The 23,942-nt window shown below is 71.0% G+C and carries 21 protein-coding genes; 11 read left to right on the plus strand and 10 right to left on the minus strand.

The window, feature by feature from the left end; translation table 11 throughout:
• The first annotated feature begins 24 nt into the window (after window positions 1-24).
• Together EV292_RS01275 and EV292_RS01280 are read left to right on the plus strand one after the other, a co-directional pair.
• Window positions 25-456, plus strand: coding sequence for a MerR family DNA-binding transcriptional regulator (locus EV292_RS01275; RefSeq protein ID WP_132907387.1), 432 nt, complete (start codon window positions 25-27; stop codon window positions 454-456).
• 4 nt (window positions 457-460) lie between these two features.
• The gene (locus tag EV292_RS01280) at window positions 461-2,263 is read left to right on the plus strand and encodes an acyl-CoA dehydrogenase C-terminal domain-containing protein (protein WP_132907388.1); all 1,803 of its coding nucleotides are present in this window, start codon (window positions 461-463) and stop codon (window positions 2,261-2,263) included.
• A gap of 332 nt (window positions 2,264-2,595) precedes the next feature.
• Here the strand turns inward: EV292_RS01280 and EV292_RS01285 are convergent, their stop codons facing one another.
• The 3 genes from EV292_RS01285 to EV292_RS01295 form a co-directional block, all read right to left on the minus strand.
• Window positions 2,596-3,882 carry a cell wall hydrolase gene (locus tag EV292_RS01285; protein WP_243693543.1) on the minus strand — a complete coding sequence of 429 codons (1,287 nt, stop codon included), beginning with the start codon at window positions 3,880-3,882 and terminating at the stop codon, window positions 2,596-2,598.
• Between the two features lie 76 nt (window positions 3,883-3,958).
• Window positions 3,959-4,879, minus strand: a complete 921-nt coding sequence (gene cysK / locus EV292_RS01290; protein WP_132907390.1) for a cysteine synthase A — start codon at window positions 4,877-4,879, stop codon at window positions 3,959-3,961.
• Entirely contained in the window at window positions 4,876-6,243 is a 1,368-nt protein-coding gene (locus EV292_RS01295; protein ID WP_132907391.1) for an MFS transporter, read from the minus strand. The genes cysK and EV292_RS01295 overlap by 4 nt, the downstream gene beginning before the upstream one ends.
• Window positions 6,244-6,477: 234 nt before the next feature.
• On the opposite strand from EV292_RS01295, the gene pdhA reads away from it, so the two are divergent.
• On the plus strand, window positions 6,478-7,428 hold the full coding sequence (gene pdhA / locus EV292_RS01300; protein WP_243693618.1) for a pyruvate dehydrogenase (acetyl-transferring) E1 component subunit alpha: 951 nt from the start codon (window positions 6,478-6,480) through the stop codon (window positions 7,426-7,428).
• Window position 7,429: 1 nt separating this feature from the next.
• A complete protein-coding gene (locus EV292_RS01305; RefSeq protein WP_132907393.1) occupies window positions 7,430-8,872 on the plus strand; it encodes a pyruvate dehydrogenase complex E1 component subunit beta in 1,443 nt (480 codons plus the stop codon).
• Window positions 8,873-9,055: 183 nt separating this feature from the next.
• Here EV292_RS01305 and EV292_RS01310 read toward each other — a convergent pair whose 3' ends face one another.
• From EV292_RS01310 to EV292_RS01325, 4 genes are all read right to left on the minus strand, one after another.
• Window positions 9,056-10,414, minus strand: coding sequence for a HAMP domain-containing sensor histidine kinase (locus EV292_RS01310; RefSeq protein ID WP_243693544.1), 1,359 nt, complete (start codon window positions 10,412-10,414; stop codon window positions 9,056-9,058).
• 7 nt (window positions 10,415-10,421) lie between these two features.
• A complete protein-coding gene (locus EV292_RS01315) occupies window positions 10,422-11,141 on the minus strand; it encodes a response regulator (protein WP_132908114.1) in 720 nt (239 codons plus the stop codon).
• Between the two features lie 48 nt (window positions 11,142-11,189).
• Window positions 11,190-11,819 carry a hypothetical protein gene (locus EV292_RS01320; RefSeq protein WP_132907394.1) on the minus strand — a complete coding sequence of 210 codons (630 nt, stop codon included), beginning with the start codon at window positions 11,817-11,819 and terminating at the stop codon, window positions 11,190-11,192.
• A gap of 111 nt (window positions 11,820-11,930) precedes the next feature.
• The gene (locus EV292_RS01325) at window positions 11,931-12,728 is read right to left on the minus strand and encodes a thioesterase family protein (protein ID WP_132907395.1); all 798 of its coding nucleotides are present in this window, start codon (window positions 12,726-12,728) and stop codon (window positions 11,931-11,933) included.
• A gap of 145 nt (window positions 12,729-12,873) precedes the next feature.
• Between EV292_RS01325 and EV292_RS01330 the strand changes: the two genes are divergently transcribed.
• Window positions 12,874-13,377 carry an isochorismatase family protein gene (locus EV292_RS01330; RefSeq protein ID WP_132907396.1) on the plus strand — a complete coding sequence of 168 codons (504 nt, stop codon included), beginning with the start codon at window positions 12,874-12,876 and terminating at the stop codon, window positions 13,375-13,377.
• A 110-nt stretch (window positions 13,378-13,487) separates the two neighbouring features.
• Here the strand turns inward: EV292_RS01330 and EV292_RS01335 are convergent, their stop codons facing one another.
• Entirely contained in the window at window positions 13,488-14,126 is a 639-nt protein-coding gene (locus EV292_RS01335) for a glutathione S-transferase N-terminal domain-containing protein (RefSeq protein ID WP_132907397.1), read from the minus strand.
• Window positions 14,123-15,397 carry an MFS transporter gene (locus tag EV292_RS01340; RefSeq protein WP_243693545.1) on the minus strand — a complete coding sequence of 425 codons (1,275 nt, stop codon included), beginning with the start codon at window positions 15,395-15,397 and terminating at the stop codon, window positions 14,123-14,125. The genes EV292_RS01335 and EV292_RS01340 overlap by 4 nt, the downstream gene beginning before the upstream one ends.
• A gap of 105 nt (window positions 15,398-15,502) precedes the next feature.
• Here EV292_RS01340 and EV292_RS01345 point away from each other — a divergent pair, with 105 nt between their 5' ends.
• Complete coding sequence (locus EV292_RS01345; RefSeq protein ID WP_132907399.1) at window positions 15,503-16,345, plus strand: helix-turn-helix domain-containing protein; 843 nt, start codon at window positions 15,503-15,505, stop codon at window positions 16,343-16,345.
• A gap of 376 nt (window positions 16,346-16,721) precedes the next feature.
• On the opposite strand, the gene EV292_RS01350 is transcribed toward EV292_RS01345, so the two are convergent.
• Window positions 16,722-17,957 carry a TetR/AcrR family transcriptional regulator gene (locus EV292_RS01350; protein WP_132907400.1) on the minus strand — a complete coding sequence of 412 codons (1,236 nt, stop codon included), beginning with the start codon at window positions 17,955-17,957 and terminating at the stop codon, window positions 16,722-16,724.
• 144 nt (window positions 17,958-18,101) lie between these two features.
• Here EV292_RS01350 and EV292_RS01355 point away from each other — a divergent pair, with 144 nt between their 5' ends.
• From EV292_RS01355 to EV292_RS01375, 5 genes are all read left to right on the plus strand, one after another.
• Window positions 18,102-19,388 (plus strand): acyl-CoA dehydrogenase family protein, encoded by a 1,287-nt coding sequence (locus tag EV292_RS01355; RefSeq protein WP_132907401.1) that lies wholly within the window; start codon window positions 18,102-18,104, stop codon window positions 19,386-19,388.
• Window positions 19,389-19,836: 448 nt separating this feature from the next.
• Window positions 19,837-20,922, plus strand: a complete 1,086-nt coding sequence (locus EV292_RS01360) for a Zn-dependent alcohol dehydrogenase (protein ID WP_132907402.1) — start codon at window positions 19,837-19,839, stop codon at window positions 20,920-20,922.
• Window positions 20,919-21,977, plus strand: a complete 1,059-nt coding sequence (locus tag EV292_RS01365) for a phosphotransferase family protein (protein WP_132907403.1) — start codon at window positions 20,919-20,921, stop codon at window positions 21,975-21,977. Before EV292_RS01360 ends, EV292_RS01365 begins: the two co-directional genes overlap by 4 nt.
• Complete coding sequence (locus tag EV292_RS01370; RefSeq protein ID WP_207913310.1) at window positions 21,974-22,792, plus strand: SDR family oxidoreductase; 819 nt, start codon at window positions 21,974-21,976, stop codon at window positions 22,790-22,792. The genes EV292_RS01365 and EV292_RS01370 overlap by 4 nt, the downstream gene beginning before the upstream one ends.
• Window positions 22,793-22,862: 70 nt before the next feature.
• On the plus strand, window positions 22,863-23,933 hold the full coding sequence (locus tag EV292_RS01375) for a catalase family protein (protein ID WP_132907404.1): 1,071 nt from the start codon (window positions 22,863-22,865) through the stop codon (window positions 23,931-23,933).
• Window positions 23,934-23,942 lie beyond the last annotated feature (9 nt).

Consider the following 23,942-nt stretch of genomic DNA (forward strand, 5'->3'; position numbering starts at 1 on the left):
TAAAGGGAAGCTACCCCGCTCGTCATGAGCGATCTTCTCGACGCGTCTGCCGCTTATGCCGTCGTGCCGCCGCGCGCGGACCGCGATCATTTCACCATCACCGATCTGTCGGCCGAGTTCGGCGTCACGCCGCGCGCGCTGCGCTTCTACGAGGACGAGGGGCTGATCGCGCCCGAGCGGCGCGGGATGGTGCGGATCTACTCGCACCGCGATCGTGCGCGGCTGGCGTGGATCCTGCGCGGCAAGCGCGTCGGCTTCAGCCTCGCCGACATTCGCGAGATGATCGACCTCTACGACGTCGGCGACGGCCGGCAGAAGCAGCGCGCGGTGGCGATCGAGCGCTGCCGCGAGCGCATCGCCGCGCTCCAGCAACAAAAGCACGATATCGACGCCGCGATCACCGAGCTGGCCGAGTTCCTGACGGTGGTCGAGGGTGGCAAGGCCAAGGAAGACTGAGACGATGCCGCACTATACTCCCCCCGTCCGCGACACCCGCTTCGTGCTGGAGCAGGTGATCGGGCTCGACCGCTACGCCAACGTCCCCGGCTTCGCCGCCGCCACGCCCGACACGGTCGAGGCGGTGCTGGAAGAGGGCGGGCGCTTCGTCGCCGAGGTGCTGTTCCCGCTCAACCAGTCGGGCGACCAGGAGGGCTGCACGCGCCACCCCGACGGCAGCGTCACCACGCCCGAGGGCTTCAAGGAGGCATACCGGCAGTTCGTCGAGTCGGGCTGGGGCACGCTGAGCGCGCCTGAGGCGTTCGGCGGGCAGGGGATGCCGCACGTCGTCTCCACCGCCTTCCAGGAATATATGATCTCGGCCAACATGGCGTTCGCGATGTACCCCGGCCTGGCGCACGGCGCGATCGCGGCGCTGCTGGTGAAGGGCAGCCCCGAGCAGCAGCAGAAGTATCTGCCCAAGATGGTGTCGGGCGAGTGGGGCGGCACGATGAACCTCACCGAGCCGCAGTGCGGCACCGACCTGGGCCTCATCCGCACCCGCGCCGAGCCGCAGGCCGACGGCAGCTACACGATCACCGGCACCAAGATCTTCATCTCGGCGGGCGAGCACGACCTGACCGACAATATCATCCACCTCGTGCTGGCGAAGACGCCGGGCGCGCCCGACAGCTCCAAGGGCATCTCGCTGTTCGTGGTACCCAAGGTGCTGGTCGAGGAGGATGGCTCGCTCGGCGCGCGCAACGCGGTGACGTGCGGCTCGATCGAGCACAAGATGGGCATCCATGCCAATTCGACCTGCGTGATGAACTATGACGGCGCTACCGGCTGGCTCGTCGGGGAGGAGATGAAGGGGCTCGCCGCGATGTTCATCATGATGAACGCGGCGCGGCTCGGCGTCGGGCTGCAGGGGCTCGGCGTGGCGGAGACCGCCTACCAGAACGCGGTGCAGTACGCGAAGGACCGGCGCCAGGGCCGCGCGCTCACCGGCCCGGCCGAGCCGGGCGAGAAGGCCGACACGCTCTTCGTCCACCCCGACGTGCGGCGCATGCTGATGGAGGGCAAGGCCTGGACCGAGGGGCTACGCGCTTTGTGCCTGTGGCGCGCGCTCCAGGCCGATCTCGAGCATCACGCCACCGACGAGGCGGAGCGCCAGGTCGCCGGTGATCTGCTCGGTCTGCTCACCCCGGTGATCAAGGGGGTCGGCACCGATCGCGGCTATGAGATCGCGACCAACGCGCAGCAGGTCTATGGCGGGCACGGCTATATCGCCGAATGGGGGATGGAGCAGTATGTCCGCGATGCGCGCATCGCGATGATCTACGAGGGCACCAACGGCGTGCAGGCGATGGATCTGGTCGGGCGCAAGATCGCGCAGAACGGCGGCCGAGCGGTGCAGGCGTTCGGCAAGCTGGTGATGGAGGAGATCGCGGCGGGCAAGGCCGAGCCGGCCACCGCCGACCTCGCCGCCCGGTTGGAGAAGGCCGCGGGCGAGCTGCAGGCGGCGACGATGTGGTTCCTCGCCAACGGCATGAAGGACCCCAACAACGTCGGCGCAGGAGCGGTGCCGTACATGCACCTCGTCGGCGTGGTCGCGGTCGGGCTGATGTGGCTGCGTATGGCGAGCGCGGCGGCGCGGCTCAAGGCGGAAGGAACGGGCGACGCCGCCTTCCTCGACGCCAAGCTGGTCACCGCGCGCTTCTTCGCCGAGCGCGTGCTGCCCGAGGCGGGCGCGCTGCGCCGCAAGATCGAGGGCGGCGCTGAGGCGATCATGGCGCTGCCGCCGGAGATGTTCGCGGCGGCGTGAGGGGGCTCAGCTCGTCCCGGACGCGGGGAGGTGGCAGCGCGTCAGCGCTGACGAAGGGGGGCTCCGCATACGAGCCGGTGTGTTCGGGGCGAGCCCCCTCCACCACCCGGCTGCGCCGGGGCGATCCCCTCCTCGCGGGCGGGGAGGAGTTACACAGCGTCGCTTGGCTCCCGTTAAGGGGATCGTTGTGCGATTCCTGTCATTCAGGCCTTGAGCCGAGATCCATCGCGCCGCGAACACCTAAGTCGTTGCTTTTGCGAAGTCATGGATCCCGGCTCGCGGCCGGGATGACAAGGGCGGAAGGCGCGAACGCCATCTCGCAACGATCCCCTTCAGGGGAGGGGCTGGGACTGGGGCCTCGCCATGAGGGTAGCGTTCGTGGCGCCGCCGGCAGCCGGTCGGTCTGACCTCGACGGCGCGGGACGCAGTCCAATCGATCCGTCCGAGGGCAGCGTGCCTCTCACTCCCGTTCCCTCGCGTCGCCGCACGCCCTCGAGCGGCTCCGGCCCTGCTGACAGTGCCCCCGACGGTGGGGCGAGCTGCGAGACCGCCTGCCGCCGCATGCACAGCCCCGGTCCGGTGCGCGGGAACTCCTTGCAGTTCCACAGCATCCGCTCGATCCCCGCGTCCTTGTTGCGAAGATAGCTGAACGACATCGCCGCGATCTGCTGCGCGGTCATCGTCGCGCTCCCCGGCAGCTGCGCCCGCTCGGTCCAGCCCATGAACTTGCACCGCGCGCGCTCGCCGCACGCCGCGCGCGCGGCGTCGATATAGCGCTCGGGCGAGTCGCTCCCCAGCAGCATCGCGAAGGCGTCCTCGTCCCCCGCCAGCGGCGTCGCCGCCGGTGCCGGAGCGCCCGCGCCCGCGAGCAACGGCGCCGCCGCGGCGGTCGCGGCCTCCGCCTCGGTCAGCGCGGCGCCGAGCTGGTGCGCGGGCGATACGGGTGCCAGCGCGGCGATCACCGGCTCGTCGCGCGACACCGCGCGGCGGAAGGCGGGCGGCGTGCCCCACCATCCCGTCCAGCGGAAGAACAGATGGGTGTGGACCTCGGCGATCTTGTCGAGGCTCGAGCTCCAGTACGGCACCACCCAGTCGGTGTGGTAATGCGTGGCGTAGCCGACCTTTTTCTCGACCTTGCCCGCCAGCGCATCGGCCGCGACCTTGCGCGCGCGCTCCCACGCCGGCGCGCTCGGATGCCGCGCCAGCGCGCCGTCGCAGGTGAAGGTGAACTGACAGCCGGTGCTGCGCTCCGATCCCTGAAAGACGACGCCGCACACCGTCTTGGGGAAAGCGGGATGGCGCAGCCGGTTGAGCACCACCTGCGCCACCGCGCGCTGGCCCGCCGGGTCGTCGCCGGCCTCGTACCAGCCAGCGGCGGCGAGACAGTCGGTCGCGCGCGCCAGCGCCGCCGCGTCCCCGGCGAAGCGGAACGGCTGCGCCGCCGGCTTGGGCCCGCGCACGAACGGGATCCCCGCGTTATAGGCGCGCGCCTCCTCGGCCGTCAGGTCCTGCAGCTCGACCGGCTCGACCGCGGGCAGCTCGGTCGGCGGCGCGACCCGCTGCGGCGGGCGCACCTTGGCGGCGATCGCGCGCGGCACCGCGGGGGTGCGCTGGATCATCACCACCGGGCCCGCGATCGCCAGCAGCGCGATGCCGCCGAGGATCGCGCCCGTCCGCGCGCCGATGCCGCCCAGCTCAATTCTCCGGCAGGAAGTCCGGCACCGAGAGGTAGCGCTCGCCGGTATCGTAGTTGAAGCCGAGCACGCGCACGTCGTCGGGCAAATCGGGCAGCTTCTGGAGGATCGCGGCGAGCGTCGCGCCCGAGGAGATGCCGACCAGCATGCCTTCCTCGCGCGCGGCGCGGCGCGCCATGTCCTTGGCCACCGCGGCGTCGACCTCGATCACGCCGTCGAGCGCCTGGGTGTGGAGGTTGGCGGGGATGAAGCCGGCGCCGATCCCCTGGATCGGGTGCGGCCCGGCCTGGCCGCCCGAGATCACCGGCGATGCCTGAGGTTCGACCGCGAAGACCTTGAGGTTAGGCCATTCCTTCTTCAGCGTCTCGGCCACGCCGGTGATGTGGCCGCCGGTGCCGACGCCGGTGATGATGACGTCGATCGGCGAATCGCGGAAATCGTTGAGGATCTCCTGCGCCGTCGTGCGGACATGGACGTCGACGTTGGCGGGGTTCTCGAACTGCTGCGGCATCCACGCGCCCGGCGTCTGCTCGACCAGCTCGAGCGCGCGCTCGATCGCGCCCTTCATCCCCTTCTCGCGCGGGGTGAGGTCGAACTGCGCGCCATAAGCGAGCATCAGGCGGCGGCGCTCGAGGCTCATGCTCTCGGGCATCACCAGGATCAGCTTGTAGCCCTTCACCGCGGCGACCATGGCGAGGCCGATCCCGGTGTTGCCGCTGGTCGGCTCGACGATCGTGCCGCCGGGCGAGAGCGCGCCCGATGCCTCGGCCGCCTCGATCATCGCCAGCGCGATGCGGTCCTTGATCGAGCCGCCGGGGTTCGACCGCTCGGATTTGATCCACACTTCCGAGTCGGGGAAGAGCCGGCTGACTCGGATGTGCGGCGTGTTGCCGATCGTCTCCAGGATGGTCTGGGCCTTCATGGCTGCGCTACTCCGTGCTGGGGTTCGGTCTCTAGCATATCGGGCGGGTCAAAGGTCCGCGCGTTCTTCAGTTCCGGGAACAGCCGCGACCAGATCACCGTGATGGCGATCGCGCCGACGCCGCCGAACACCACCGCGCCGACCGGCCCGAGCAGCGACGCCATCAGCCCGCTCTCGGCCTCGCCGAGCTCGTTCGAGGCCGAGATGGTGAGCTGCGACACCGCGCTGACGCGGCCGCGCATCGAATCGGGGGTGTGGAGCTGGATCAGCGAGGTGCGGACATAGACCGACACCATGTCCGCGCCGCCCGCGACGATCAGCCCGACGAGGCTGAGCAGGAAGTCGGTCTGGAGCACCGGCCATCCCGCGCCGAGCGCGACATGAGTGATGCCGAGCGCGTCGGTCAGCTGCGTCGCCACGCCGAAGCTGAGGATGCCCAGCCCGAAGACGATCACCGAGGCGAGCATCTTGACGCCGACGTCGCGCTTCATCGGGCGGAACGAGAACCACAGAGCGGTGCTTGCCGCGCCGATCCCCATGCCCGCCGCCAGCACGCCCAGCCCCGAGGCGCCGACGTGGAGGATGTCGCGCGCGAAGATCGGCAGCAGCGCGGTCGCGCCGGCCAGCAGCACCGCGAACAGATCAAGCGTGATCGCCGCGAGCACCAGCCGGTTGCGGCGGACATAGGCGAAGCCGTCGAGGATGCGCTGGAGCGGGCGGCGGTCCTTCTGCGCCGGCGGCTGCGGCACCTTGCCGATCAGGAACATCAGCCCGAGCGCGAGCAGCAGCAGCCCCGAGATCACGCCATAGGCCACGTCGGGGTGGATCGCGTAGAGCAGCCCGCCGACGCTCGGCCCCGCGATCGTGCCGAACTGCCACGCGATCGAGGAGATCGCGATCGCGGTCGGCAGGCTCTCCTTGGGCACGAGATTCGGCGCCAAAGCGGAATAGGCCGGCCCGGAGAAAGCGCGGGCGACCCCGATCAGGACAGCGGACACGAAAAGATAGGGAAGGCCGAGCTGACCCGACCAGGTGAGCAGCCCCAGCGTCGCGGCGTTGAGCACCAGCAGCGCGGTGGTGCCGCGCACGATCCAGCGGCGATCGACCGTGTCCGCCACCAGCCCGACGATCGGCGTCAGCAGGAACAGGGGGATGAACTGCACCAGCCCGATCATGCCGAGGAGAAAGGCGGCGTCGCGTATGTCCATGGTCTGGCGCGCGAGGCCATAGACCTGCCAGCCGATGATGATCGCCTGCGCGCTGATCGCGATCGTCCCCGCGAAGCGCGCCAGCCAATAAGCGCGGAAATTGGCGATGCGTAGGGGGTGGCGCGGCGCGGCCGGCGGGTCGAGGGGGCGATGCATCTGGGCCGCGGCGTAAACCCGCGCCGAAACCCTTGCAAGCGGGTGGGGTTTGCAGTCGGACGCGACCCGCGCCTATAGGCCCCCATCTCCCCAAGGAATGAGGTCCTGTCCATCGTGGCAAAAGCCCCAGCACGCAGCCCGGCACCGGCCGGCGACACGCCCCCCGCCGACCCGCAGAAGACGAATCGCGAGCGCCCGTCGGACCCGCGTCCGTATGAGGCGAGCAAGGAAGAGCTGCTCAAATTCTACGAGGACATGCTGCTGATCCGCCGCTTCGAGGAGAAGGCCGGGCAGCTCTACGGCCTCGGCCTGATCGGCGGCTTCTGCCACCTCTACATCGGCCAGGAAGCGGTCGCGGTCGGGCTCCAGTCGGCGCTGACCGAGGCCGATTCGGTGATCACCGGCTATCGCGACCACGGCCACATGCTGCTGTGCGGGATCCCGCCCAAGGACGTGATGGCGGAGCTGACCGGGCGTCAGGCCGGCATCTCCAAGGGCAAGGGCGGCTCGATGCACATGTTCAGCGTCGAGCATAAATTCTACGGCGGCCACGGCATCGTCGGCGCGCAGGTGTCGCTCGGCGCCGGTCTCGCGTTCAAGCACAAGTACAGCGAGGACGGCGGCGTCTGCCTGGCGTATTTCGGCGACGGCGCGGCCAACCAGGGCCAGGTGTACGAGGCCTTCAACATGGCCGAGCTGTGGAAGCTCCCGATCATCTTCGTGATCGAGAACAACCAGTACGCCATGGGCACCAGCGTCAACCGCGCCTCGTCCGAGGACCAGCTGTACAAGCGCGGCGAGAGCTTCCGCATCCCCGGCCTGCAGATCGACGGCATGGACGTGCTGGCGGCGCGCGGCGCGGCGGAAGAGGCGCTCGCCTGGGTGCGCGCGGGCAAGGGGCCGATCATCCTCGAGATGAAGACCTATCGCTACCGCGGCCACTCGATGTCCGACCCCGCCAAATATCGCTCGCGCGACGAGGTGCAGGCGGTGCGCGACAAGTCCGACCCGATCGAGGCGGTCAAGCGCGTGCTGAGCGAGACGCACGGCGCCAAGGAAGACGAGTTCAAGGCGATCGAGCAGCGCATCCGCAAGCAGGTCAACGAGTCGGCCGATTTCGCCGAGAGCACCCCCGAGCCGGATCCGGCCGAACTGTATACCGACGTCCTGGTGGAGAAGTATTGAGATGGCGATCGACATCAAGATGCCGGCGCTGTCCCCGACGATGGAGGAGGGCACGCTCGCCAAGTGGCTCGTCAAGGAAGGCGACACGGTGAAGTCCGGCGACATCATGGCCGAGATCGAGACCGACAAGGCGACGATGGAGTTCGAGGCGGTCGACGAGGGCACCGTTGCCAAGATCCTGGTGGCCGAGGGCACCGACGGGGTGAAGGTCGGCACCGTCATCCTCCAGCTCGCCGGCGAGGGCGAGGAGGCGGGGTCGGCGGACTCGGCCGCCCCCGCCGCGACCAAGGACGATTCGCCGCGCGCCGACGCGGCGGCCGACGAGCAGAAGAAGTCCGACACGGTCGAGGATTCGGCGCATCCCGCGCAGGAGAAGGTGGAGACCGGCGCGCGCCAGATGTTCGAGGCGGCGCGCCACGACGCCGAGGTGAGCGACCCCGCGGTGCCCGAGGGCACCGAGATGGTGAAGCAGACCGTGCGCGAGGCGCTGCGCGACGCCATGGCCGAGGAGATGCGCGCCGACGCGCGCGTGTTCGTAATGGGCGAGGAGGTCGCGCAATATCAGGGTGCCTATAAGGTGACCCAGGGCCTGCTCGACGAGTTCGGCGACAAGCGCGTGATCGACACGCCGATCACCGAATACGGCTTCGCCGGCGTCGGCACCGGCGCGGCGATGGGCGGGCTGAAGCCGATCGTCGAGTTCATGACGTTCAACTTCGCCATGCAGGCGATCGACCACATCATCAACTCGGCCGCCAAGACCAACTATATGTCGGGCGGCCAAATGCGCTGCCCGATCGTGTTCCGCGGACCCAACGGCGCGGCGAGCCGCGTCGGCGCGCAGCACTCGCAGAACTACGGCCCGTGGTACGCCTCGGTGCCGGGCCTGATCGTGATCGCGCCCTATGACGCGGCCGACGCCAAGGGCCTGCTCAAGGCGGCGATCCGCAGCCAGGACCCGGTGGTGTTCCTCGAGAACGAGCTGCTCTACGGCCGCTCGTTCGAGGTGCCCAAGCTGGACGATTGGGTGCTGCCGATCGGCAAGGCGCGCATCATGCGCCAGGGCAAGGACGTGACGATCGTGAGCTACTCGATCGGCGTCGGGCTCGCGCTCGAGGCGGCCGAGAAGCTGGCGGGCGAGGGCGTCGAGGCCGAGGTGATCGACCTGCGCACCTTGCGCCCGCTCGACACCAAGACGGTACTCAAGAGCCTCGCCAAGACCAATCGCCTGGTGGTGGTGGAAGAGGGTTGGCCGACCTGCTCGATCGCCTCGGAGATCGCCGCGGTGGTGATGGAGCAGGGCTTCGACGACCTCGACGCGCCGGTGCTGCGCGTCACCAACGAGGACGTGCCGCTGCCTTATGCCGCCAACCTCGAGAAGCTGGCGCTGATCTCGGCGGACAAGATCGTCGCCGCGGTGAAGAAGGTGGCCTACCGCAACTGAGCCGATCGGGGAGGGGCCGCGGTGCGGTTCCTCCCCCGGCGTGTGATCCACTGGTGCGAACCAGCCGGTGCGCCTGCGCACGCAGGGGCCCAGAGCCCCGCGCGCGGCGCCTATCGTTCTGCGCTACGGCTAACGCCCGAACACCGTACGACCGCGGTGGATCCGACCTCCGCCGCTCGCGCGTCAGCCGCGCGGCAGCGTGATCGTCGCGACCAATCCGCCGCCCTCGCGCGCGGCGAGCACGATCGCCCCGCCCGCCTCCTCGACGATCGCGCGCGCCAGCGCGAGCCCCAGCCCGATCCCGCCGGTCTCGCGGTTGCGCGAGGTCTCAAGCCGGATGAAGGCGCCGAACACGTCGTCGAGCCGATCCGCCGGGATGCCCGGCCCGCGATCGGCGACCACGATCGCCGCGCTCGCCGCCTCGGCCCGCAGCGACACCTCGGCGGCGCCGGCATATTTCACCGCATTCTCGATCAGGTTGCGCACCGCGCGGCGGATCAGCGACGGGCGCAGCCGCATCCGCAGCCGCTCGGCCTCCTCGAAGGTGACGTCGTCGCCCAGATCGCGGAAGTCCTCCACCACCGCGTCGACCAGCGCGGCGAGATCGACCTCGGTCTCGGGCTCGCTCGGGCGCCCGAGCCGCGCCAGCGACAGAATGTCCTCCAGCGTGCGGTTCATCTCCGCGATCGTGTCGGCCATGCGCGCGCGGTCCTGCTCGTCCTCGACCGACTCGATCCGCACGCGCAGCGCCGCGAGCGGCGTGCGCAGATCGTGGCCGATCGCGCCGAGCATCCGGTCTTTCTCGTCGAGCATCGCGGTCACGCGCAGGCTGAGCGCGTTGAACGCGGCGATCACCGCGGCGACGTCGGGCGGCCCGTCCTCCTCCAGCGCGCGCGGCGGCGTGCGCGGCGAATAGGCGCGCGCGGCGGCGGCGAGCTCGCGCAGCGGGCGCGAGATGCGCCGCGCCACCCACAGCACCGGCAACAGCACCATGCCGTACAGGATCAGCGTCTGCGCGAGCAGCCGCCAGAACAGCCGCGTGTCGCCGCGCGGCAGCCCGCCCGCGAGCACCAGCCAGCGCCCGCCCGGCTGCTGCGCGGCGATCACGATCGACTCGGGCAGCGGCTCGGGACCGTGGCGCGCCGCCATCCGTCGCTCGAACCGGCTGAGCGGCACCTTGTACGTTCCCGGCGGCGCGATCGCGACCTCGACGCGGCGCATCCGCACGCCGAACTCGTCGAGCTGGGTGCGGATCTCGCGCGCCATCTCGGGCTGCGGGTCCATGTCGGCGGTGATCGGGCTGCGCGCGGCGACGCGGACGCGGCCGCGGTCGGGCGCGATCCGGCGCCCGCTCGCTTCCTGATCGATCGCGTCGGCGAGGCGGAACGCGGCGGGGCGCGATGCCTGCGCCACGCGGAAGCTGCTCCGCTCGCGCAGCAGCAGCGCGAGGTTGATCGCCTGCGCGACGAACAGCGCCAGCGCGACCAGCAGCGCCATCTGCCCCGCCAGGCTGCGCGGCCACGGCAAGCGGCGTGGCGTCATCGCGCGCTCACAGCCGCGTCACGTCGGTGGAGAGCGCATAGCCGCCGCCCCATACCGTCTTGATGATCTCGGGCGCCTTGGGGTCGCCCTCGATCTTGCGGCGCAGCCGGCTCACCTGATTGTCGATGGCGCGGTCGAACGCCGCCGCCTCGCGCCCCTGAGTCAGGTCCAGCAGCTGGTCGCGCGTCAGCACCTGGCGCGGCCGTTGTACCAGCGCGAGCAGCAGGTTGTACTCGCCGGTCGACAGCGGCACCGATACGCCCTCGCGGTCGACCAGGGCGCGCTCGCCGGTCTTGAGCAGCCAGCCGGCAAAGGCATAGGCGCCGCTCTCGGGCGCGTGCTGGCGCACCGCCCCGCCCGCGGTGCGGCGCAGGACGACCTTGATCCGCGCCGCCAGCTCGCGCGGGGAGAACGGCTTCACGACATAATCGTCCGCGCCCATCTCCAGCCCGACGATGCGGTCGGTCTCCTCGCTCTTGGCGGTGAGCAGGATGACGGGCACTTCCCCGGTGGCGCGGATGTGGCGGCACAGCGACAGGCCGTCCTCGCCCGGCATCATGATGTCGAGCACGACGAGGTCGATCGCATAGGCCGCCATGCGCGTCCGCGCGCTCTCCGCGTCGCCCGCCTGGGTGACGCGAAAGCCCTGTTTGGTCAGATAGACGGCGAGCGGCTCGCGGATCGAGCGCTCGTCGTCGACCAGCAGCAGGTGGGGGATGTCGCCCATGTCGTGGGGGCCTGCCATAGCTCGTGCCTCCATGGGAAGACCGGTGCGTCAGTCGCGCTCGACGGGCGGTGCGCCGCGACCGCCGCGCAGCTCGCCGTCGGGCCCGATCCGGCGCGCGCGCATCAGCAGCCGCATCGCCTCGCGCTCCTGCCGATCGACGCGGCCGTCATGGTTGGTGTCGGCGCGGTCGAACTGCCGCAGCGCGCGCTCGCGGAACTGGTCGCGCGTGATCGCGCGCGCGCCGCCGCGGTGGCGCCGGGCGCCACGCGCGCCGCGATCGTCGTCGTCGCCGACGCCCGGCGGGGGCGGGGGCGGGGGCGGGGGCGGGGGCGGGGGCACCTCCGCACCTGGCGGGGGAGGGGGCGGGGGAACGCCTGCGCCGGGGGGCGGCACGTCGTCGCGCGGCGGACGCGGCGGACGCGCGGCGCGGCGCTCGTCGCGTTCGATCTTGCCGTCGCCGTTGGTGTCCATCGCGGCGAAGCGGCGGTCGGCCTCCGCGGCGGCCTCGTCGCGGGTCACCACGCCGTCATCGTCGCGGTCGGCGGCGCCCCAGGGGCCGCCACGCGGCGCGCCGGGTGCGTCGGCACGCCCCGCGGCGGGAGGATCCTGTGCCAGCACGGGGGCGGCGGTCGCGAGCGCGGCGGCGCCGAGCGCAGCGGCGGAGAGCAAGGTCTTCATTCGATACCCCTCGACAGCTTGGGCAGGGCTCGTGCCCCGCCCGCGCCGTCGCCCTAGGTGCCGCTTGTCGCGGCAGCATGTCGGGGAACCGCTATTTTGTCGCTAAGTGTGTCAGCCGAATATCGCGACCGACTGGATCTGTTCGGCGACCGCGCGACCGGCCGCGTCCCGGATCGCCATCCGCTGCGACGAGCCGCCGTCGCGCGCGTGATCGGTGACCGCCTCGACCAGCCACCAGCCGTCCGCGCTCGCGGTGGCGGCGCCGAGCAGGTTGATCGTCCAGGTCATCGAGCTGACCGGCGCCCCCATGCCGAGCAGCCGCAGCGCGGCCGGAGGGAGGCAGTCGCCGATCGCGACCAGCTCGACCTCGGGGTGGAGCCCGTCGCGCTCCTCCAGCCGTGCCCAGCGGCGCCAGCTCGCGGGATCGTCCGCATCGGGCCGGTCGACGAAGGCGAAGTGACGCGTGAAGGCGACTTGGGGGTGGCCGCGCAGCACGACATCGTCGGGAGCGGGCGCCTCGACCGCGGGACCCCCGTCGCGCTCATGCGCCAGCGCGCCCGCGAGCGATCGCATGAACACGAAGGTGCAGCGCAGTCCCAGCCCCTGCGCCCCGCTCACCTCCGCCGCGACGAAGGCGGCGTTGCGCCCGCGGCGGAGCAGTCGCGCCTCGACCGTGATCGCCCCCGCGAGCGGACCGACGAAGGCGATCTGCGCCGAGCGGAGCGGCGGCAGCGCCTCCTCCACCTGTCGCGCGCAGTGCAGCGCGATCGCGCTCGACACGCCGCCATAGGCGGTGCGGCCTTGGAGCCAGTCGTCGGGAATGCTGCCGTGCCAGCGTGTCGCGGCGCCGTCGCGCGTCAGCGCCTCGAGCAGACGGGGCAGACCGGTCGGGGAGGAGGGATCGTGCATCGCTCCAGGCTAGCCGCAGATGGCGGCGGATCAATGCCCGGCCGCGACCGCGCCGGTGCGGGTCGACAGAAGCTGGCGCCGCGGCGCGCGTTGCCCGCAGCACGCGCTATGATGAGGCACCGGGGCGAGAAATCGAGGAGCTGACATGAGGCGCACCCTGCTCGTGGTGGACATACAGAACACCTATTTCTCGCGCGGCGCGCTGCCGCTGTGGCGCGCCGAGGCGGTGGAGGAGCGGATCGTGGCGGCGATCGGCGCGGCCCATGCAGCGGGCGACCAGGTGGTGCTGGTGCGCCACGTCAGCGCCGGCGGGCCCTTCGCCGAGGACGATCCCGGCAGCGTGGTGCGCCCCGCGATCATGGCGGCCGCGCCGGGTGCGCCGATCATCACCAAGAGCTTTCCCGACGCCTTCCAGGACACCGACCTCGGCGCACAGTTGCTCGACACCGGCGAGCTGCTGATCTGCGGCATGATGACGCAGAATTGCGTGACCTATACCGCGCTGTCGGCGGAGGCGGCGCTGCTCGACCGGCGCGTGATCGCGGACCTGTGCACCGCCCCGACCGAGCTGGTGCATCAGATCGCGGTGGCGGCGCTCGCTTCCAAGATGCCGGTGGTCAATGCGGGCGATCTCTGGTCGCTGGGCTGAGCCGGCCAGGCCGACCCGCCCCCCGTCGTGGCGGGGCGTGGCCAGCTAACCGACACGACCCGCGGTGTCGGCGCCGCGGCCCGACCACGCTCTGGGCCGCGGCGGCGGCGTCAGGCGGGCGTCTGGACCGCAGCGGCGCGCTCATAGGCGCGCACCACCGCGGGGCGCTGCTTGATGCGCGCGTGCCACGCCGCGACATGCGGGAAGTCGTTGATGTCCTGCCCCTGCGGCTCGGGCAGGATCCAGGGGAAGCAGGCCATGTCCGCGATCGTATAAGCGTCGCCGGTGACATAGTCGCGCCCGGCGAGCTGGCGGTCGAGCACGCCGTACAGCCGGTGCGTCTCCTTGAGGTAGCGGTCGATCGCATAAGGGACGCGCTCGGGGGCGAAGCGAGTGAAATGATGGTTCTGTCCCAGCATCGGCCCGAGCCCGCCGACCTGCCACATCAGCCATTGCAGCACCTCGACGTGCGCGCGGGGCGTGGCGCCGCCGAACTGGCCGGTCTTGTGCGCGAGATACAGCAGGATCGCGCCGCTCTCGAAGACGCTGATCGGTGCGCCGCCGTCGCTGGGGGCGTGGTCGACGATCGCGGGCATCTTGTTGTTGGGTGAGATCGCCAGGAACTCGGGGCGGAACTGGTCACCCTTGCCGATATCGACCGGGTGGATCGCATAGTCGATCCCCGCCTCCTCGAGGAAGATGGTGATCTTGTGGCCGTTGGGCGTGGGCCAGTAATGCAGGTCGATCATCGCGCGTCTCCGTTGTCGCGGCCAAGCTTGGGGACGCCGACCGCCACGATCAATGCCGCGGCACCGATCAGGGTCGCCGCGACCAGAAACGCCAGCCCGTCCATCCCGCGGCGCGCGCCCCAGGCGAGGCTCTGCGCCGCGATCAGCGGGCCGAACACCGCCGCGACCGAGTTCATGCTGCCCAACCCACCTTGGAGCGCGCCCTGCCGCGACGCGTCGACCAGCCGGCTGAGCAGCCCATTCATCGCGGGCCAGGCCAGGGCACCCAATGCCCCGACGACGAAGAAGGCATAGACCTGCCAGCCCTGCGTGACGAAGGCATAAGCGAACAAGGTCGCCGCCCCCGCGATCAGCCCGATCAGCGCCGCCCCGCGCTCGCCCAGCCGCTCCACCGCGCGGCGCGTGAGCAGGAGCTGGACGAGGAGCTGGAGGAAGCCGACCCAGGCGAGGCTCCACCCGATCGCCGCCGCGCTCCAGCCGAAGCGCAGCGTCGCCCAGAAGCTCCACACCGCGGGATAGACGATGCCGCCGAGCTGCCACAGGAACCAGGCGACCAGCAGCGGCGCGGCGTTGCCCGCGGCGAACAGCGGGCGGAAGGCACCGATCACATGCGCGTCGCGCAGGCGAAACGCGCGGCGGTTGGCGGGGTCGAGCGTCTCGGGGAGGAAGAGCAGCATCGCCGCGGCATTGGCCGCGGCGAGCGCGGCGGCGAGCGCGAAGGGCGCGCGCGGCCCCCAATGCGCGACCAACCCGCCCAGCGCGGGGCCGATCACGAAGCCGATCCCGAACGCCGCACCGAGCAGGCCATAACCCGCGGCCCGCTGCTCGGGCGGGGTGACGTCCGCGATCACCGCGCCCGCGGGGCCGTAGCTCGCCCCCGCGATCCCCGCGATGACGCGGCCGAGGAACAGCCATGCCAGCGACGGCGCCGCCGCCATCAGCGCGTAATCGAGCGCGAAGGCGACCATCGCGGCGACCAGCACGGGCCGCCGGCCGAAGCGGTCGCCGAGATTGCCCAAGACCGGCCCGGCGACGAACTGCGCCAGCGCGAAGGCGGCCAGCATCCACCCCCCGATCACCGTCGCATGCGCCAGATCGGTGTGGCCCAGCGCGGTGATGAGCCCCGGCAGGACGGGCATGACGATGCCGAAGCCGATCACGTCCACGGTCACCGCGGCGAGTACGATCGGGACAGCGCGGTGCTTGGGCCGGAACATAATTAAATTATAGCGGGGCCGGCCGCGGCTGTCGCGCGCGGGCGTGGCGACCATCTCGCTGATCTATGTGCGCTTATTGTGGTTCGTTCCGGGACAAACACTTGCAGGACGGCGTGACCGCGGTAAGGACGTGTAAATAAGGGTCGCTGGGGGGCGCCAATGGGGGATCAGGAAAGCGTCGGCGTCGCTTACCACCGGCCGAGCGAGGCATTGGCCCGCTACGTCACGGGGTATCACCGCTTCGCCGCGCCGGTCATGCCGGGGCACATCTTCCACGACGCCTTCTTCCCGAGCGTGGCGACGATCCGCGTCTCGCTCGCCGGAACGCCGCCCTGGTCGATGCGCGTCGGCAGCCGCCATTACGATCCGATGCCGTCGGTCGCGCTGACCGGGCCGAGCAGCTATGCCGGCTATGTCAGCGGCTCCGGGGGCACGCTGGTGGGCGCGGGGCTGCTGCCGTTCGGCTGGGCGCAGATGTTCGGCGGCGACGTGTCGCGGCTGTCGAACCGCGTGATCCCGCTGGAGGAACTCGATCCCGGCGCCGAGTCGCTGCGCACCGCGCTCGAATCGGGCGAATCCTTCCATCAGGTATTTGATTCGTGGCTGGAGGCGCGGTTGCAGCGTCGCCCGCCGGCGGACCCGCGGATCGACCGGCTCTGCGCGCTGCTGCGCGATCCCGGAACGACGCGGATCGAGGCGGTGGCGGAGATGCTGGAGATGACACCGCGCGCGCTGGCGGCGCTGACGCGGTTCAGCTTCGGCTTCACCCCCAAGCTGCTGTTGCGCCGCACGCGCTTCCTGCGCGCGGTCAGCGCGGTGCTGACCGAGCCCGAGGCGGCGCCCGCCGCGCTCGAACAGGCGGGCTATTGGGACCGGTCGCACTTTCTGCGCGACAGTCATCTGTTCCTGGGCTGCTCGGTGCGAGAATTCTCGCGGCGGCGCGGCCCGCACAACCAGCTCGCGATCCGCGCGCGTACCGAGGCGCTCGGCACGCCGGTGTAGCGCGTTGCGGCGCGCCTTCACCGACGGGACTGCGATGTGTCGTATCGTCGGGTGCAGACTTGGCGGCCCTGGTTGAGAAGTGTCCCTTCCCCAATCCTTCCGTCATCCCGGACTTGGTCCGGGATCCACCGTGCCGCGAGAGCAACGCGGGCGGCTCTCGCGGCGCGATGGATCCCGGGTCAAGCCCGGGATGACGGGTGGAGCTAGCCGCGCCCGCGACAATGAACCTTTTGGGTTCGGACCCGTGGATCCCGGAACAAGTCCGGGATGACGGAAGGTGAAAAGCGTTCCCGGCGGTCCGAAGTGCGGTGCCTGCAGGCAAGGATCGGTCAGACGTCGCTCCAGCCAAGTCGCGCCGCGCCGTCCCGCGCCTCGCTCACTCCCCCAGCAGACGATCGTCGAACATCCCGAACAGCAAGGTCGAGGCGTAGAGGCCGACCGCGCGCTCGCGCGGCATGGTCGCGGCCCATTTGCGCATGTCGAAGGCGGCGTTGAGCAGCGCCATCAGCGCCTGGCTCGCGATCAGGCTGTCGACCGCGCGGATCGTCCCCTCCGCGGCCCCGTCCATCAGCGTGCCGGCGAAGCGCCGCGCGATCCGGGTGGAGCGATCGACCATCTGCTGGCGCTCGCCCGGCGGCAGGCCGCTCAGCGCGGTGGTGCGCAGCAGCGAGCCGCTGTCGGAGAATTGCACCCCCACCAGCGTCGCCACCGCGTCGCACAGCCGCTGCCAATGCGTGCCGCCGCGCGCATCGGCGCTGCGCTGCGCCGCCGCGATCGTGTCGAAGCTGCGGCGGTAACAGGCCGCGACCAGATCGTCCTTGGCGTCGAGATGGTGGTAGAAGCTGCCCTTGGTCACGTTGAGCTCGGAGGCGATCCGCTGCACCGAGGCGCCGCGATAGCCCAGCTCGTTGATCAGCCGCGTCGCCGCCAGCAGGAAGGCGTCGCGCCCCGGCACCGCATCGTCCTGCTCGAGCGTCAGCGGCCGCGGCGCCCAGCGTGCGTCCGCGCCGGCGAGGCCGTGGCGGAACAGGTCCATCAGCCGCTCGGCGGCGCGCGGATATTGGTCGGCGTCGTAGCGCGGCAGCCAGGCCGGCAGCCAGAACATATTCTCCAGCAGCACGTGCGCGCGCGCGCCGGCGAGGTCGACCGCGCCGCGCGCGCGCTGCTCGCCCCATAAAGCGCGGGTGCGGCGGAACACCTCGCGCCACCGCGCCATCAGCCGCGCGCGCACCGGCTCGTCCATCGCGCGCAGGTCCGACAGCACCGCGAAGGCGCGTTCCTCGCCGCGCTCGATCCGGGCGAGCCGGACCATGTTGAGCGTGACGAACCGCTCGACCCGCGCGACCGGATCGGGCGGCGCGGCGGCCTCGTCGAGCATGGCGAGCAGATAGTCGAGCGTATGCTCGAACGCGGCGGCGGCGAGATCCTCCTTGCGCTTGAAATAATAGGTCACGCTGGTCGTGTTGAGCCCGACGCGGCGCGCCACGTCGGCGAAGGTCATGCCCTTCGCGCTCTGCTCGTTGATCGCCTCGGCGGCGGCGGCCAGGATCGCCTCGCGCTTCTCGCGGAAGCGGCGGGTGGCGCTGGCATCGTCGGTCCTCACTTCCCCCATCGTCAGGAGGTTAGCACGCTGCTTTCGAAGATACAGTCCCTTTTCCGCTGTCGCGGATCAGCGGAGCGGCGGCGCGACGAACCGCGCTTTACCGAATAATCGGTATGGCCTAAGCCGGTCGCGCGAGAGAAGGAGAGGGTGGCGATGGACTTCACGCTGAGCGAGCGCGAGACCTATTTCCGCGACCGGGTGCGCGCCTTCATCGCCCGCCATATCGCACCGCGCGACCATGAATATGAGCAGCAGCTCGCGAGCGGCGAGCGCTGGAAGGTCGTGCCCGTGATCGAGGAGGTCAAGCGCGCGGCCAAGGCCGAGGGGCTGTGGAACTTCTTCATGCCGCCGCACTCGGGGCAGCAGCATGTCGACGACACCTTCGCGTTCGAGGGCGAGCAACTGACCAACCTCGAATATGCTTTGTGCGCCGAGGAGATGGGGCGGATCGGCTGGGCCAGCGAGTGTTTCAACTGCTCCGCGCCCGACACCGGCAACATGGAGGTGCTCCACCGCTACGGCACGCGCGCGCAGAAGGAGGCGTGGCTGCGCCCGCTGATGGAGGGCGAGATCCGCTCGGTCTTCCTGATGACCGAGCCCGCGGTCGCCTCGTCCGACGCGACCAACATCGAGACGCGGATCGAGCGCGACGGCGATCACTACGTCATCAACGGGCGCAAATGGTGGTCGTCGGGGGTGGGCGATCCGCGTTGCAGGATCGGTATCCTGATGGGCAAGACCAGCCTCGAGGGCTCGCGCCACCAGCAGCAGAGCCAGGTGCTGGTGCCGCTCGACACACCCGGCGTGAAGGTGGAGCGGCTGCTCTCGGTCTACGGCTATGATCACGCGCCGCACGGCCACGGCGAGGTGAGCTTCACCGACGTGCGCGTGCCGGTGGAGAATGTCCTGCTGGGCGAGGGGCGCGGCTTCGAGATCGCGCAGGGGCGGCTCGGGCCGGGGCGGATCCACCATTGCATGCGCACGATCGGGGTCGCCGAGGTGGCGATCGAGAAGATGGCGCGGCGGCTGCTCGCCCGCGTCGCCTTCGGCAAGCGCATCGCCGATCACAGCGTGTGGGAGCAGCGGATCGCGCGCGCGCGGATCGACATCGAGATGACGCGGCTGCTCTGCCTCAAGGCCGCGGACATGATGGACAAGGCGGGCAATAAGGCGGCGCAGCAGGAGATCGCGATGATCAAGGTGCAGGCGCCGACGATGGCGTTGCAGATCCTCGACGACGCGATCCAGGCGTTCGGCGGCGCCGGCGTGGCGGAGGACGCCGGTCTGGCGCACGCCTGGGCCTCGATGCGGACGCTGCGCTTCGCCGACGGGCCGGACGAGGTGCATTGTCGCGCGATCGCGCGGCACGAGTTCGGGAAATATGGCGAGGTGGGCGGGCGCGGTGCGCCGTCGAGCGGCGACGTCGGGGTGAGCCGGTGAGGGGGGTGAGGGCGGGCGGCCTCTCGTCCGCCTTGCGTCGTGGTGAATTCGTTGTTGGGTCTATCGCAGAGCGATCATCCGGGGTGGGCAGGTGCGCCGTCCTCCCCCACTGGCGTCATCCTGAACTTGTTTCAGGATCCACCGTCCCGCGAGCGCCGCAGGACCTGAGTGCGCGGCACCGTGGATCCCGAAACGAGTTCGGGATGACGGCAGGGCGGGGGGCGGGGGTGCCTCGCCACCCTCCGCGAGCGCCGCGTGATCCGAGTGCGCGGCACCGTGGATCCCGAAATGAGTTCGGGATGACGGCGAGGCGGGAGGCGAGGGTGCCTCGCCACCCTCCGCGAGCGCCGCAAGACCTGAGTATGCGGCACCGTGGATCCCGAAACGAGTTCGAGATGACGGCAGGGCGGGGGGCGGGGGTGCCTCGCCAGCCCCGCGGTGGTCGCCCATGAAAGCCGCCGTCCTCACCGCCGCGCGCGAGCCGCTCACCATCGCCGAGGTCACCGTCAGCGCGCCGCTCGCGCACGAGGTGCTGATCCGCACCGCCGCGGTCGGCGTGTGCCGCTCCGACCTGCACTTCGTCGACGGCCTCTACCCGCACGCGCTCCCCGCCATCCCCGGCCATGAGGCGGCCGGCGTGGTCGAGGCGGTCGGCAGCGAGGTGCGCACCGTCAGGCCCGGCGACCATGTCGTCACCTGCCTCTCCGCCTTCTGCGGCCACTGCGAGTTCTGCCTGAGCGGCCGCATGTCGCTGTGCGTTAGCGGCGAGACGCGGCGGCCGCGCGGCGCCGAGCCGCGGCTGCGCCTCGCCGACGGGGGCGCGGTGGCGCAGATGCTCAACCTCTCCGCCTACGCCGAGCAGATGCTGGTCCACGAACACGCCTGCGTCGCGATCGACCGCGACATGCCGCTGGACCGCGCCGCGCTGATCGGCTGCGCGGTGACGACCGGCGCGGGCGCGGTGTTCAACACCGCCGACGTCGCGCCGGGCGAGACGGTGTGCGTGGTCGGCTGCGGCGGGATCGGGCTCGCCGCGATCAACGCCGCGCGGATCGCGGGCGCGGGGCGGATCGTCGCGCTCGATCCGGTGCCCGAGAAGCGCGCCATCGCCGAGCGGCTCGGCGCGACCGACACGTTCGACAGCGCCACCGAGGGTGTCGCCGCGGCGGTGGTGGAGGCGACCCGCGGCGGCGTCCACCACGCGATCGAGGCGGTCGGCCGGCCGCAGTCGGCCGCGACCGCGGTGGCGGTGCTGCGCCGCGGCGGCACCGCGACGATCCTCGGCATGCTGCCGCCGGCCGAGTCGGTCGGCCTCTCCGCGCTCGACCTGCTCTCGGGCAAGAGGTTGCAGGGCGGGCTGATGGGCTCCAACCGCTTCCCGATCGACGTGCCGCGGCTGGTCGACTTCTACCAGCGCGGGCTGCTCGACCTCGACACGCTGATCGCCGAGCGGCTGCCGCTCGAACGCATCAACCACGCCTTCGACGAGCTCCGCCGCGGCGACTCGACGCGCAGCGTGATCGTCTTCGCATGAGCGACGATCCTTCGATCCAGCGCGACCTCGCCGAGCGTGACCGGCTCGACACCGCGCGGCTGGGCGCGTGGCTGGCCGAGCACGTGCCCGCCTTCGCCGGCCCGCTCGATTATGCCAAATTCGCGGGCGGCCAGTCGAACCCGACCTACCGGCTCGACACGCCCGCGCGCCGCTACGTGCTGCGGCGCAAGCCGATGGGGGAGCTGCTGCCCTCGGCGCACCAGGTCGAGCGCGAGTATCGCGTCATCGCCGCGCTTTACCCCACCGGCTTCCCCGTACCGCGGCCCTATGCCCTGTGCGAGGACGCGGCGGTGATCGGCTCGGCCTTCTACGTCATGGAGATGGTGGAGGGGCGGACGATCTGGGACGGCGCCATGCCCGATCTGCTGCCCGAGGCCCGCCGCGCGCATTACCGCGCGATGATCGACACGCTCGCCGATCTCCACAACCTCGACCCCGAGCGCCTCGGCCTCGGCGACTTTGGCCGGCCCGGCAATTACTTCGAGCGCCAGGTCGCGCGCTGGACCAAGCAATATCGCGGCGCCGAGACCGAGACCTTGCCCGAGATGGAGCGGCTGATCGAGTGGCTGCCGCGCACGGTGCCGCCGCAGACCCGCACCGCCATCGTCCACGGCGACTATCGCGTGGACAACATGCGCTTCGCACCGGGCGAGGAACCACGCGTCGCCGCGGTGCTCGACTGGGAGCTGTCGACGCTGGGCGACCCGGTCGCCGACCTGACCTATTATCTGATGAGCTGGGTCACCGAGCCCGAGGGCCGTTCGGGCGTGATGGGGCTGACCGGCGATGCCACCGGCATCCCGACGCTGGAGGAGATGCTGGCGCGCTACGCGGCGCGGACCGGGCGCGACGAGCCACTCGCGATCGACTGGTATTTCGCGTTCAACTTCTTCCGCCTCGCCAGCATCGTCCAGGGCATCCGCAAGCGCGTGCTGGTCGGCACCGCCGCCAATGCGCGCGCGCAGGAGACCGCGGCGCGGCTGCCGCTGCTGGTCAGCGCGGCGTGGCACTTCGCCGGGCGCGCCGGGGCATGAGCGGGGAGGGGGAGCGGATGCGCTTCGCGGGCAAGTCGATCGTCGTCACCGGCGCCGGCTCGGGCATCGGCCGCGCCGCCGCGCTGCTGTTCGCGCGCGAGGGCGGCCGCGTCGTCGCCGCCGACGTCAGCGAGGGCGCCGACGCGACCGCCGCCGCGATCGCTGACGCTGGTGGCACCGCGCTGGCGTTCCGCGGCGATGCCGGCGACGAGGGCGATGTCGCGCGGCTGGTCGCGCTGGCGGCGGAGCGGCACGGCGGGCTCGACGTGATGTTCGCCAACGCCGGCATCTCGGGCGGGCTCGCCAACCTGTTCGACACCGACGTGGCGCTGATCACCGAGGTGCTGCGCATCAACCTGATCGGCCCGTTCCTCGCGCTCCGACATGCCGCGCCGCTGATCGCCGCGCGCGGGGGCGGCGCGATCGTGCTCACCGCCAGCGTCGCCGGGCTGCGCTCGGGGGCGGGGTCGCCGGCCTACTCGGCGAGCAAGGCGGGGGTGATCAACCTCGCGCAGGTGGCCGCGCAGCAGCTCAGCGGCAGCAACGTGCGGGTCAACGCGATCTGCCCCGGGCTGACCGAGACGGGGATGACGCGGCCGACCTTCGACTACGCGCGCGAGGCGGGCAAGCTCGACCGGCTCGGCCGGCTCAACCCGCTGCGCCGCGGCGCGCAGCCCGAGGAATTGGCGCGCGTCGCGCTGTTTCTCGCCAGCGACGACGCCAGCTACGTCAACGGCCAGGCGATCGTGGTCGACGGCGGGCTGTCGTCGAGCCATCCGGTGACCCGCCAGGAATATGGCAAGACCGCGGTCTGAGCGGCGGACGATCGTGCGGAACGCGCGCCGTTAACCTGGGTTGGTACACTATCCCCCAGGAGAGCCGAGCATGACCGCCGCCCCCGTCCGCTATCGTCCCGAGCTCGAGCAGCTGAAGCCCGACGAGGCGGAGACGATCGCACAGCTCAACCGCACGTTCGACACGATCCTGGAGACGACGCACGAGGATTACGGCCATGCGGTCCGCGCGGTCCATGCCAAGGCACATGGCATCGTCGAGGGAAGGCTGACGATCGACTTCGACCTGCCCGCCGAGCTGGCGCAGGGGTTGTTCGCCACGCCCGGCACGCACCGCGTCGTCATGCGCTTCTCGACCAACCCCGGCGACATTCTGGACGACGCCATCTCGGTGCCGCGTGGGCTGGCGATCAAGGTGCATGACGTGGACGGCGAACGGCTGCCCGACGCGGAAGGTCGCACGCAGGATTTCGTGCTGGTCAACGGCAAGGTCTTCCAGGCCAAGGACGCCGCCACCTTCCTCGGCAATCTCAAGCTGCTGGCGCGCACGACCGACGTCGCGGAGGGCGGCAAGAAGGCGCTGTCCGCGCTGCTGCGCGGGATCAGCGGCGCGCTCGGCGCGATCGGGGTCGAGAGCGCCGCGCTCCAGTCGCTCGGCGGCGCGCCCAATGTCGATCCGGTCGGCGAGACCTATTACAGCGTTGTCCCGTTCCGCTACGGCGACCATGTCGCCAAGTTCAGCCTCGCGCCGGTCGCGCCCGGGCTGCTGGCGCGCACCGGCGCGATCGTCGAGACCAAGGGTGACCGCGACGCGATCCGCCATGTCGTCCGCGACGACCTGCGCGCGACCGAGGGTGAATGGGAGTTCCGCGTCCAGCTCGCGCGCGACGAGGCGCGCCAGCCGATCGAGGATCCGACCGTGGAGTGGGACGAGCAGGAGGCGCCCTTCGTGCGCGTCGGGGTGATCCGCACGCACGCGCAGGACAGCTGGGATCCCGTCCGCGTCGAAGAGGTGAACGAGCATCGTCGCTTCAGCGTGTGGACCGGTCTGGCCGCGCATCGCCCGCTCGGCAACATCAACCGCGCGCGGCGTGACACCTATCGCCATTCCGCGGGTTTTCGCGAAGGCGCCAATCGCTGCCCGATCCACGAGCCGGGGTGACGTGCTTAG

Origin of the sequence: Sphingomonas sp. BK235 (assembly GCF_004345855.1) — a bacterium.
Lineage (GTDB): Bacteria > Pseudomonadota > Alphaproteobacteria > Sphingomonadales > Sphingomonadaceae > Sphingomonas.

Coding starts and splice junctions, on each gene's coding strand:
- EV292_RS01275 (WP_132907387.1), top strand. CDS start 25: ATGAGCGATCTTCTCGACGCGTCTGCCGCTTATGCCGTCGTGCCGCCG.
- EV292_RS01280 (WP_132907388.1), top strand. CDS start 461: ATGCCGCACTATACTCCCCCCGTCCGCGACACCCGCTTCGTGCTGGAG.
- EV292_RS01285 (WP_243693543.1), bottom strand. CDS start 3,882: ATGATCCAGCGCACCCCCGCGGTGCCGCGCGCGATCGCCGCCAAGGTG.
- cysK (WP_132907390.1), bottom strand. CDS start 4,879: ATGAAGGCCCAGACCATCCTGGAGACGATCGGCAACACGCCGCACATC.
- EV292_RS01295 (WP_132907391.1), bottom strand. CDS start 6,243: ATGCATCGCCCCCTCGACCCGCCGGCCGCGCCGCGCCACCCCCTACGC.
- EV292_RS01305 (WP_132907393.1), top strand. CDS start 7,430: ATGGCGATCGACATCAAGATGCCGGCGCTGTCCCCGACGATGGAGGAG.
- EV292_RS01310 (WP_243693544.1), bottom strand. CDS start 10,414: ATGACGCCACGCCGCTTGCCGTGGCCGCGCAGCCTGGCGGGGCAGATG.
- EV292_RS01315 (WP_132908114.1), bottom strand. CDS start 11,141: ATGGGCGACATCCCCCACCTGCTGCTGGTCGACGACGAGCGCTCGATC.
- EV292_RS01320 (WP_132907394.1), bottom strand. CDS start 11,819: ATGAAGACCTTGCTCTCCGCCGCTGCGCTCGGCGCCGCCGCGCTCGCG.
- EV292_RS01325 (WP_132907395.1), bottom strand. CDS start 12,728: ATGCACGATCCCTCCTCCCCGACCGGTCTGCCCCGTCTGCTCGAGGCG.
- EV292_RS01330 (WP_132907396.1), top strand. CDS start 12,874: ATGAGGCGCACCCTGCTCGTGGTGGACATACAGAACACCTATTTCTCG.
- EV292_RS01335 (WP_132907397.1), bottom strand. CDS start 14,126: ATGATCGACCTGCATTACTGGCCCACGCCCAACGGCCACAAGATCACC.
- EV292_RS01340 (WP_243693545.1), bottom strand. CDS start 15,397: ATGGTCGCCACGCCCGCGCGCGACAGCCGCGGCCGGCCCCGCTATAAT.
- EV292_RS01345 (WP_132907399.1), top strand. CDS start 15,503: ATGGGGGATCAGGAAAGCGTCGGCGTCGCTTACCACCGGCCGAGCGAG.
- EV292_RS01350 (WP_132907400.1), bottom strand. CDS start 17,957: ATGGGGGAAGTGAGGACCGACGATGCCAGCGCCACCCGCCGCTTCCGC.
- EV292_RS01355 (WP_132907401.1), top strand. CDS start 18,102: ATGGACTTCACGCTGAGCGAGCGCGAGACCTATTTCCGCGACCGGGTG.
- EV292_RS01360 (WP_132907402.1), top strand. CDS start 19,837: ATGAAAGCCGCCGTCCTCACCGCCGCGCGCGAGCCGCTCACCATCGCC.
- EV292_RS01365 (WP_132907403.1), top strand. CDS start 20,919: ATGAGCGACGATCCTTCGATCCAGCGCGACCTCGCCGAGCGTGACCGG.
- EV292_RS01370 (WP_207913310.1), top strand. CDS start 21,974: ATGAGCGGGGAGGGGGAGCGGATGCGCTTCGCGGGCAAGTCGATCGTC.
- EV292_RS01375 (WP_132907404.1), top strand. CDS start 22,863: ATGACCGCCGCCCCCGTCCGCTATCGTCCCGAGCTCGAGCAGCTGAAG.